The organism is Planctopirus limnophila DSM 3776, assembly GCF_000092105.1.
Classification (GTDB): Bacteria; Planctomycetota; Planctomycetia; order Planctomycetales; family Planctomycetaceae; genus Planctopirus; species Planctopirus limnophila.
Window position 1 is genome coordinate 2,964,610 of record NC_014148.1, and the last position, 10,684, is coordinate 2,975,293.

Annotated in this window: 7 protein-coding genes; 3 read left to right on the forward strand and 4 right to left on the reverse strand. The window is 53.5% G+C overall.

Annotated features, from left to right (window positions below; translation table 11 throughout):
* Window positions 1-53 precede the first annotated feature (53 nt).
* On the forward strand, window positions 54-3,422 hold the full coding sequence (locus PLIM_RS11820) for an efflux RND transporter permease subunit (RefSeq protein WP_013110552.1): 3,369 nt from the start codon (window positions 54-56) through the stop codon (window positions 3,420-3,422).
* A 94-nt stretch (window positions 3,423-3,516) separates the two neighbouring features.
* On the opposite strand, the gene PLIM_RS11825 is transcribed toward PLIM_RS11820, so the two are convergent.
* Window positions 3,517-4,137 (reverse strand): hypothetical protein, encoded by a 621-nt coding sequence (locus PLIM_RS11825; RefSeq protein ID WP_148227089.1) that lies wholly within the window; start codon window positions 4,135-4,137, stop codon window positions 3,517-3,519.
* A gap of 176 nt (window positions 4,138-4,313) precedes the next feature.
* Here PLIM_RS11825 and gnd point away from each other — a divergent pair, with 176 nt between their 5' ends.
* Both gnd and PLIM_RS11835 read left to right on the forward strand, forming a co-directional pair.
* Window positions 4,314-5,786 (forward strand): decarboxylating NADP(+)-dependent phosphogluconate dehydrogenase, encoded by a 1,473-nt coding sequence (gene gnd, locus PLIM_RS11830; protein WP_013110554.1) that lies wholly within the window; start codon window positions 4,314-4,316, stop codon window positions 5,784-5,786.
* Between the two features lie 310 nt (window positions 5,787-6,096).
* A complete protein-coding gene (locus PLIM_RS11835) occupies window positions 6,097-6,414 on the forward strand; it encodes a hypothetical protein (RefSeq protein WP_013110555.1) in 318 nt (105 codons plus the stop codon).
* 22 nt (window positions 6,415-6,436) lie between these two features.
* Here PLIM_RS11835 and PLIM_RS11840 read toward each other — a convergent pair whose 3' ends face one another.
* The 3 genes from PLIM_RS11840 to PLIM_RS11855 form a co-directional block, all read right to left on the reverse strand.
* On the reverse strand, window positions 6,437-7,720 hold the full coding sequence (locus PLIM_RS11840) for a molybdopterin-binding domain-containing protein (RefSeq protein WP_013110556.1): 1,284 nt from the start codon (window positions 7,718-7,720) through the stop codon (window positions 6,437-6,439).
* Window positions 7,721-7,806: 86 nt separating this feature from the next.
* Window positions 7,807-8,928 carry a tRNA dihydrouridine synthase DusB gene (gene dusB, locus PLIM_RS11845; protein WP_041403559.1) on the reverse strand — a complete coding sequence of 374 codons (1,122 nt, stop codon included), beginning with the start codon at window positions 8,926-8,928 and terminating at the stop codon, window positions 7,807-7,809.
* 439 nt (window positions 8,929-9,367) lie between these two features.
* Window positions 9,368-10,639 (reverse strand): cation:proton antiporter, encoded by a 1,272-nt coding sequence (locus PLIM_RS11855; RefSeq protein ID WP_013110559.1) that lies wholly within the window; start codon window positions 10,637-10,639, stop codon window positions 9,368-9,370.
* Window positions 10,640-10,684: the final 45 nt, after the last annotated feature.

Sequence of the window (10,684 nt, forward strand, 5' to 3'; positions counted from 1 at the left end):
TCAATTCAAGTCCAAGTCACTGGTTCGAGCACAGTTATCGGCAGGTTGTTTTCATGTTTTCACGCTTCTTTATTGATCGACCGATCTTTGCCAGTGTGCTTTCGATTGTGATCACACTCGCTGGTGGAATCGCCGTTTTTACACTGCCGATTACTCAATACCCTGAGATCACACCACCGACTGTCGAAGTCTCAGCCATCTACCCGGGAGCCAATGCTCAAGTGGTGGCGGATACCGTCGCGTCACCTATTGAACAGCAGGTCAATGGTGTCGAGGGCATGCTCTACATGACCTCGCAATGTGCCAACGATGGCAGCTACACACTCACAGTGACATTCGCCCCGGGTAGCAATCTGAACATCGCCCAGGTGCTGGTGCAGAATCGTGTGGATCTGGCCGAACCAGTGCTCCCCGACCTCGTCAACCGCCGCGGGATTCTGGTCAAGAAGAAATCGCCGTCGGTGTTGATGATCGTCAATCTGTACTCGCCCGACAATTCGCGCGACAACCTTTACCTCAGCAATTACGCGACAATTCAATTACGTGATGAACTTTCCCGCCTGCCGGGAGTGGGTGATATCACATATCTCGGACGTCGCGATTACAGCATGCGCGTCTGGCTGGATCCTGATAAGCTCGCCTCATTGGGGCTATCCTCCAGCGATGTCGTGCATGCGATTGAACAGCAGAACGTGCAGGTCGCAGCCGGTCAGATTGGCCAGCCACCTGCGCCCAGTGATCAGGTTTTTCAGTTCACAATGACGACTGTGGGACGACTGGCCGATGACCAGCAGTTCGGCGAAATCATTGTAAAAACAGATGCCGACGGCCGAATCATTCGCCTGCGTGATGTCGCCCGCACCGAGTTAGGGGCCCTCGCTTACGATCAAGTCTGCACACTGGATGGAAAACCCTCGGTGGCACTTTCGGTCTATCAGCTTCCGGGATCCAATGCCCTCGAAGTCGCCGAGAGTGTCCGTAAGAAAATGGAGCAGCTCAAAACCCGCTTCAAGCCGGGAGTCGACTATTCGATTGTGTACGACACCACGCCGTTCATCGAAGAATCGGTCAGTGAAGTTTTTACGGCCCTGCGCGACGCAGTCATTCTCGTCGCGATTGTCGTGCTGATTTTCCTGCAGGGCTGGCGGGCCGCGGTGATTCCTCTGGTGGCTGTTCCCGTGGCGATTGTAGGAACCTTTGCGGCCATGGCGGCGTTTGGTTTCAGTCTCAACACGCTGACACTCTTCGGCCTGGTGCTGGCCATCGGGATTGTGGTGGATGATGCCATTGTCGTCGTCGAAGCGATCGAGCATCACATTGAACACGGACTGTCTCCGCGCGAAGCCGCCATTCGTGCCATGGATGAAGTCGCGGGCCCCGTCATCGCCGTCGGGCTGGTGCTGAGTGCGGTTTTTCTCCCGTGTGTGTTTATCACCGGGATTGTCGGCCAATTCTTCCAGCAGTTCGCACTGACGATTGCCATTTCGACAGTGATCTCGGCATTCAACTCGTTGACACTCAGCCCTGCCCTGGCGGTGTTGCTCCTCAAGCCCCGCGCGCATGGTCATGCCCCTGAACCGCTCCCCCGCGTGGGAATTGTGCTGGTCGCTGTCCTGGGGGCTTATCTTCTCGGCCCACGTCTGCTGGCCGACTATCAGTTCGCGGAAATGCCTTATTTCAAATACATAATGGCAAGTCTGGCGTTGATCCTGGCAGTTCCTCTGGCGGGCTGGATCAATCGATTGTTGAGTCTGTTCTTCCGCGGTTTCCAGGAAGTGTTCGACGCCTTAACGGCAGGTTACATTTCGATAGTGTCGAGTCTATTACGAATCAATCTGCTGATGATGTTCGTTTATGCGGGCTTGCTGTACGCGACTGTTGAAGTTTTCAATCGCGCTCCGGCGGGTTTTATTCCAGCTCAGGATAAAGGCTACCTGCTGGTCAATGTTCAACTTCCGGATGCCGCTTCGCTGGATCGTACAGAAGCCACTCTGGCCAGCATTCACGAGATTGCCAAAGAGACCAAAGGAATTCGGCATACCGTGGGCATTGCCGGTCAGTCGCTCTTGCTGGGAGCTAATGCACCCAACTTCGGGACGTTCTATTTCATGCTCGACGATTTCGAACATCGGCATGAACCTGGCCTCATGGCGAAAGCATTGGCTATGCAACTAGAGGAAAAACTTGCCAGAGCGATCCCTGAAGCGCGGATCAACATTCTCGGAGCACCCGCGATCGACGGATTAGGAAACGCCGGCGGCTTTCGCCTGATGATCGAAGATCGTGGCGATAACGGGTTGACGGCACTCGAATCCCAATCGAAACTTCTCATCGAAAAGGCACAAACAAACCCCATTTTTGACCGCGTGTTTTCCAGTTTCAGCGCGAATACACCCTGGCTGTACATCGATGTGAACCGCGATGCAGCCAAAGCCATGGGTGTCTCGATTGACGATCTGTTCAGTGCGATCCAAACGCATTTTGGCTCGCTGTACGTCAATGATTTCAATCGTTTTGGCCGGACTTGGCAGGTGAATGTTCAAGCCGATGGTGATTTCCGGCTTTCTCCCGACGACATCAAGCACTTGAAGATCCATAACTCACATGGCGAAGTCGTACCTCTGGCTGCCGTGGCCACCACGCGAGAGGCTAGCGGCCCTTCCATGATCATCCGGCATAACCTTTATCCTTCGTCCACTGTCAACCTCGACTCAGTTCAGGGTGCCAGTTCCGGCGAGACCATCGAGACGATGAAGGCCATTGCCGATCGCGAACTCTTCGAAAATATGCGGGCCGAATGGACAGAACTGGCCTATCTGCAACAGCAGGCCGGGAACACCGCGATCTATGCATTTCTTCTCGCGGTTGTGCTCGTGTTTCTCGTCCTCGCCGCTCAATACGAAAGCTGGGCTTTGCCGCTGGCGGTGATTCTCGTGGTGCCCATGTGCCTGTTGTGCTCGATTCTGGGTGTGCTGCTCACGGGCCAGGATGTCAACATTTTCACACAGATTGGCTTTGTGGTGCTGGTGGGGCTCGCGTGTAAAAACGCTATTCTGATTGTCGAATTCGCCAGAGCACGGCGAGCCGCTGGTGTTCCCCGTCAACAGGCGGTACTGGAAGCATGCCAGTTGCGTCTGCGTCCAATCATCATGACATCACTGGCGTTCATCCTGGGTGTGGTGCCGCTGATGATTGGCGAAGGGGCTGGTGCCGAAATGCGCCAAGCTCTGGGAACTGCCGTTTTCTGGGGCATGCTGGGAGTAACACTCTTTGGCATTTTCCTGACCCCCATTTTCTACGAAGTGATTCAGTGGGTTGTCGATTGGCGCAAAACCAAAGCTGACAAACGATCTGCGAACGCAAGTAACAGTCGAACCTTAGACACGACCACCGTTTCGGAGTCTGGTCTGGCGAAGATGTAGCAGATCGTTACTCCAAAACACGGAGTTGAAGATCTTGCCTGCTGTGCTGCGTACCCGTTAAAGGCTTCGCCGAACGAAACTGATGGCGGCTCAATTAAATGGCGCCACACCAGGTCGCAAAATCATGAACACTCGTTTTGACGGCTCCATCGATTTGGCGGGTCATGTTAAAGGCCTGCTCCGTTCCATCCAACATCAGCATGCGACCGCTCATACGAATCTCGAAACTGGCGATTTGTGAAACAGCCGCCTCGAACCGATAGCTGGCCTTACGGTTTACGTTGCCATCCTTATCTTTGACATCGTTAAACAGAAGTTGAAGTGGTTCCGAACGAGAGACCAGTGACGTGGTTTTACCATCTTCAAACTCTATCCAAGCCTCTTCGATTACGAGGATCTCGTACCCTGAATCTTCCGGTTTGACATAATCCAGATCGAGGTCATGCGGCGGTGGGGTGTAGAAAACCATACACAATGGAAGGATATCGATGCTTTCCCACATTTTGGGAACGACTTCAAATTCAAAAGAAGAAGCATCTGCCTGAGCAGTCGCTAAGGCTGGCAGAATTTTGAATTCATTCGCCCTCATAATGCCAATACAACCCACAGCGGCGGCTGTAAAGGAGACTGCCAATAGTCGCAGAAAATTGTGCATAGATTGGTTAATTATTTGATTGATGTGATTTTGGAAAGATGGAAAAGAGCACGCAGCCACATTGAAAATGATGTGACCTGTATTCAGGCGAGAGGCACTGCTCGCTGGATATTTTGTGGTGATTGGCAGGAGCGAAGCCAGAAGGCTAGAATCAGCACAATCTGGTTAAGGCAGACAAATCTGGCTGCCCGTCAACATTTACGATGTCTTCAGTACGCTCTCTGGATCAGTAAAACATGTCTCAGCACGATATCGGTTTGATTGGCCTCGCGGTGATGGGCCAGAATCTCGTTCTTAACATGGCCAACCACGGCTTTTCAGTCGGCGTTTACAACCGCACAACTGCCACGACCGATGAATTCGTGGGTGGTCTGAAGAACGAGCCCGCAGACAAGGTGCATGCTGGAACGATTGATCGCGTCAAAGGTTATCACACCCTCGAAGACTTTGTGAAAAGCCTGAAAGCTCCTCGCCGCATCATGATTATGGTGAAGGCCGGGAAGCCGGTTGACGCCGTGATCGATCAACTGGAGCCGTTGCTCGACAAGGGCGACATTATCATCGACGGTGGTAACAGCGATTTTGTCGATACCAATCGCCGCGATAAAGACCTGCGTGAAAAAGGTTTGCGGTTTATTGGAACCGGTGTTTCCGGTGGTGAGGAAGGTGCCCTCAAGGGCCCGAGCATTATGCCGGGCGGTCATGCCGATGCCTGGCCATTTGTGAAAGACATTTTCCAGGCCATCTCTGCCAAAGTCGGCCCGAATAATGATATCCCCTGCTGTGAATGGGTCGGAGATGCCGGTGCCGGCCATTACGTCAAGATGGTCCATAACGGGATTGAATATGGCGATATGCAGCTCATCTGCGAAGCCTATTTCATCCTCAAGCATGCCTTGGGGCTGTCGAACGAAGAGCTTTATCAGGTCTTCAAGTCTTGGAATGAAGGGGAACTCGAAAGCTACCTCATCGAGATCACCCGCGACATTTTTACAGTCAAAGATGGTAACACGGGCGAATACCTGGTTGACAAGATTCTCGATACTGCCGCCCAGAAGGGGACTGGCAAGTGGATGAGCCAGCATGCTCTCGACCTGGGTGTGCCAACCACACTCATCACCGAAGCGGTCTACGCCCGCTGCCTGTCAGCTCAGAAAGATGCCCGCGTCCGCGCTTCGCAGATCCTCGAAGGGCCCAAGGATGCGAAATTCACGGGCGATAAGCAGCAGTTTATTGATGATGTCCGCCAGGCGCTCTATGCCTCCAAGCTCTGCAGCTATGCTCAAGGTTATGTCCAGCTCGATGCTGCCGCCAAGGAGTTTGGCTGGAAGCTGAACAACGGCAATATCGCCCTGCTCTGGCGCGGCGGCTGCATTATTCGCAGTGCCTTCCTCGGTGATATCAAAACCGCTTTCGATAAGTCGCCCACTCTGGAAAACCTGCTGCTGGATGACTTCTTCAAGTCGGCTGTCGCCAAGGCACAGCCCAGCTGGCGACGGGTCATTTCTACAGCCGTCCAATTGGGCCTGCCGACACCCGTCTTCAGTGCCGCTTTAAGCTACTACGACGGCTATCGACAGGGCCGACTCCCTGCGAATCTGCTCCAGGCCCAGCGTGATTACTTCGGTGCCCATACTTATGAGCGCACCGATAAGCCACGTGGTGAGTTCTTCCACACGGATTGGATTCGCGAACGCAAGCTCAGCTAAGTTTGCTCACGGAAGTAATGACATTGCTCGATTTCGAATGCCCTGCTGGAGTTCAACTTCAGCAGGGCATTTTCGTCCCGAGTGGCACTGACCCGCAAAGTCTACTCAGGCGGAATTGGCCGAACTTTTTCTACCAGGAAGAGAAGAATCGGCGGACTTCGCCGCAGACAATGCTTCGGGGCTGTCGATGCTCATCGTGAAGGATCGCAAGCTGCCGAATGGAATCGGGGCGGCCACGGAGGGCAGTCAAGCATGACGTGTCCCACGATGGTCTTCAGGTACATCCCCAAGCCATCGGAAGGTAGATCACATGCGGGCAAATCGCTTCACTCAAATCGCACAAGTTGCACTCTGCGGAGTGATGCTGACCTGGACAGGTTGTCGAGCTGCTCAAGTGACTGAGCAAACAGCTCCACCGACACCACCCTACACCGAATATCCAGCTAATGGCGAACCCATGCCACTCCTCCAGCCGATTCCACCATCGGACGGATCGGGGGAACTGATGCTGCCCCCTTCACCACCTCCTGCCCCGGCTTCCGAATCAGCCAGCACATCATCGTCTGAGCGAGGGATTCGGAACGTGAGTTGGAATCCGAAAACGTGGTTTTCCGGTATGAATCGATAACGATTCCGCAGATCACCAGGGATCAGCGTGACAGCCCATTCCGGATCTTGTCGAGAACTGCCGCTAGATCAGGAAGAGTCGAATCGTTCCAGGCTCGGGCGGGAATTGTCAGCTGATCCAACCGGTGAAACACAGCTCGGCGGTCAAGCCCATCGCGTTGGACGCGTATATCAACGAGCTGGGGGAAACTGCATTCGATGGAGCATGATCGAAACCAGATGACAGGTTGTGCTGCCATCTGGGCGATCGATGCTTGAGGAATATGCTCGAGCGCATGGTCACCGACCAGCACCAGGCAGTCAGTACTTTGCTCCCGAAGCAACCGTTCTACAGAAAAACGGTTGCCATCGTGATCAATCTGCCCCTGCTGGAAACTGATGGCCCCGGCATAGCCCGTTTGCCATGTGCAGACGACGGAACCCATCCCGAAATCGCCATGGTTGGCTAGATATTGCGAATGGAATGCCCTGCCGTCATTCAGTTCGATGACCAGTCGTTGCAAAGACTCCGTAGCTAATGCGGCCATTTCGGGCTGGCAGAAAGCTTCTCCGAAAAAAAGACATCCATACCGGGTCGAGCGCAGCAGTTCTGCCAATTCGGCCACGCTGGCATCTGCGGATGAAACTGCGACTTGCTGATTCTGCTGACGAATCATGCTTCTTAAAAGTTGTAGCTTCGAAAACGTGAGATCTTTATCCCACGGGAAACGGCGAACGGTCTGGCCGCTCAATGTCAGTTGCTGAATCGAGGATGGCGAAACATCTCCAACGACGATCCATTGAAGTGATCGATTCGAACCTCTTCCCTGATGAACATGATGGCCAAGACGTTCAATCAGTCGCGGATGTGAACTTGCAGGATCACAGCCCCAGAGGATGATCGTATCGGCCCGGGAACGAACATCGCCCAAGGAGCAGACGACTTGTCCAACATGGCTGGCTGCCCGATTGGCCCCTTCAGCGATTTGAGAAGCAGGTAAAACGAGAATACCTCGACTTTTTTCGGCCGTTGCCATAATCGACTGGCTGGCAGCCAGTGATTGTTGATGGTCGATAATCCAGAGCGGAGCGTGGGCCGCCTGAAGCCAGGTAATGGCTTCCAGAATCCGATGTTCCAATAATCTCGCAGGAATTTCGATCTTTTCCTGTGATCTCCTCAGCCAATTGGCACCCCGCGGGCAGATCTGCTTGAGTTTTAACTCAAACTCAGTGATGCCACCTGATTGTTCCAGGTCGTCGCATAGCAGATTACAGCCCAGACAGGTGAGCAGATTCTCTGTCTGGCCTGTCCTGGAGGGATTGTTCATCGTAGTAAAAACTCATGTTTGCTGAATATGACTTGCCAGGAAGTGAGTCGCATGGAGCGATCTCGCCTCTGTCATCCCGTGATCAATTACCAATGCTCATTCGGCCCGGAAGGAACCGGGATCTCAAAGTCAGGGAGCAGACCATCTTTTGTCGCACCTCGAGGCCCCGCTAAGGCAATTTCCTGAAGAGCCTGCTCAAACTCTTCTCCCGTTTTTGCCGACTGGACAGCATGCCGGAGTGCGGGCCCCACACGCATGGCTTTGGTATACCAGTGGGACATTTTTCGGAACGCACTGACGGCTGTTTCTTCACCCACCCATTCCTGCAGATATCGAAACTGCCGGCGCATCAGGAGCAGACGGTCATTAAAGCTCCCGGCAGGAGCCCAATCTCCCGTTGTTTCCCACTCGGTGAGTTGGCGGAAGATCCAGGGATTCGCCAAGGCGCCACGACCAATCGAAATGGCCTGACAGCCAGTTTCATCGTACATCGCAATCGCGTCATCCACACTGCGGATATCGCCATTTGCAATCACAGGAATGGAATCCACAGCTTCGACGACCTGACGAATTCCATCTCGATTAACCGTCCCACTAAACCCCTGAGCTCTCGTGCGACCATGAATCGCGACAGCTGCCACACCGACTTGTTCAAACTCACGTGCAAAGCGAGGGGCTGTTAACTGACTGGCGTCCCAGCCCAAACGCATTTTGACAGTGACAGGGACATGGACGGCTTCAACAACAGCTTTGACCAGTTCGGTGGCTGCATCGGCATGACACATCAGGCTGGCACCGGCCCCTGTCTTAACGACTTTGAGAACGGGGCATCCCATATTGATATCGATGGAATCGACACCACGAGCTTCCAGAAGCTGTGCAGCATCCCGCATGATGGAGGCTTCGCCACCAAAAATCTGCACAGCAAAGGGCCGATCGATGGGATGTGTGGCAATCAGCCGCAATGTTTTCTCGGAACCCGCCAGGAGCCCACGGGCATTGACGAGATCCGTCGTGCCTAATCCAAGGCCACCCAACTCATGAACAACTCTGCGAAAAGGTAGATTGGTAAAACCAGCAAGGGGTGAAAGAAGTGTCCGAAAAGGCAAAACCAGTGGCCCGTACGATACGAAAGTACACAACCGCAGCCTTATGCGGACACGCTCGCTTTGTTCCGGACGGCTGGGATGTAGACGTAAATCGTTCATGAGAAATAAGATATCACCAACCTCAGGAACTGTCATCCATTCACTTTTCAGCGAATGGTTTCTCTGTTAATCTCTCAGACAATTGTTTGCTTAGACCATCCGCATCTGCACTCTGTTTTCGAAGGGACGCGAGCCATGCGTCATCGCCCCAAAACCAGCCGCCCAAAGGTCAGCCTGACGACCAAGCAGAAGATCAATAACCGCTGGAAGGCCAAGCGGAAGAAAATCCGTAAAGCTAAATACGGCATCTAATTTCGGCCTGCTGTCAGCAGCAATCTGTGTTCATGCTGGGCACGCCACCGGCATTTGAAGCTGGTTAATCTAACAATGCATCGATCGAGCCCTGCCAGAGTTGCAGGGCTCTCTTGCTGCGCCTTCAGTTCCGACGTCTTTGGAACATCGTCAAAACAAACGCGAATGCCGTTGATGCAAGCGATGTTCAAGCGACGCTCGTATCCACATGTGGGAGCAGTCGTCGCAGAATCGGGCTGGTCATAAAGGTCGTGACGACCGCCATAATGATCAGCATGCAGAAGACGCTGGGGGGGATAACTCCCATCTCACGGCCCACATTAATGGCAATCAACCCCATCAAAGCTCGCGTGTTCATCATGATGGCCACACACCCGCTTTCGGGCCAGGATAAGCCACCAAGGCGAGCCGCCAGGCCGCAGCCGACGATTTTGCCACTGATCGCGACGAGGCAGACGAGGCCACACATTATCCAAAGTAAGGGCGTATCGAGAGTCCCGATATCGGTCTTCAACCCTGTATAAGTGAAGAAAACAGGCAACAGCAGGCTGTAGACAAAATCCTGTGTTTTGCTGGCAAAGGCTTCGCGAAATCGATGCTGGTCGTGCAGCACAGCACCCAGCAGAAAAGGCCCAATAATCGAAAAGATGCCGATCCAGTTGGTGATCATGGCCATCGTAAAAATCAACAGAATCCACAGAGCCAGTGAAGTCACATTCAGCCGGGATTCTGCAGTCGGAAGCAGCTTTTCGATCCAGCGGATCAGTAGTGGCCTGACGACAATGATCACCATGGCGACGAGGGCCAAAGTCAGCAGAAGCATGCCGAGCACCGAACTCCACTGGAGATTTCCGCGAACGATCGCTGCCACTGTGGCCAGCATGATCCAGATCAAAGCATCGACCATGGCGGCGGCACTGATCGTGAGTGCTCCCAGTCGAGAGCGATTGATGCCGAACTCAATCATAATCCGGCCCAGAATAGGAATAGCTGTCACAGAGCAGGCGGTCGCCATGAAGAGTGCAAAACCCAGGAGCGGCACATCGATCGCAACGTAGGGATGCATCCAGAGACCTAAAGCAAGTCCTCCAGCAAATGGAAGCACAATCCCGGCCACACCAATCATGCCGGCTGTTCGGCCCATTTTTTTCAGGTGGCTGAAGTCAAACTCCATACCGATCAGAAACATCAGAAAAATAAGGCCCAACTGCCCCAGTGTCTGAAATATGGGAGTGACGCTGGCCGGGAAGAATGTCGGGATGAAGTCGGGAAAGAGTCTGCCCACGACGGAAGGCCCCAGAATCAGCCCGGCACCAATTTCACCCACGACTGTTGGTTGCCCGACTTTTCGAAAAAGCCACCCCCCCAACCTGGCCGCTGCAATCATGACAACCAACTGGAGAAGCACGATCAACATGAGTGCTTCAACCTGATTGACGTGATCTACAGCCAGAACCATGAAATTTATTCCAGAAAGACATTGGCAAAACAGAACAACACTTGT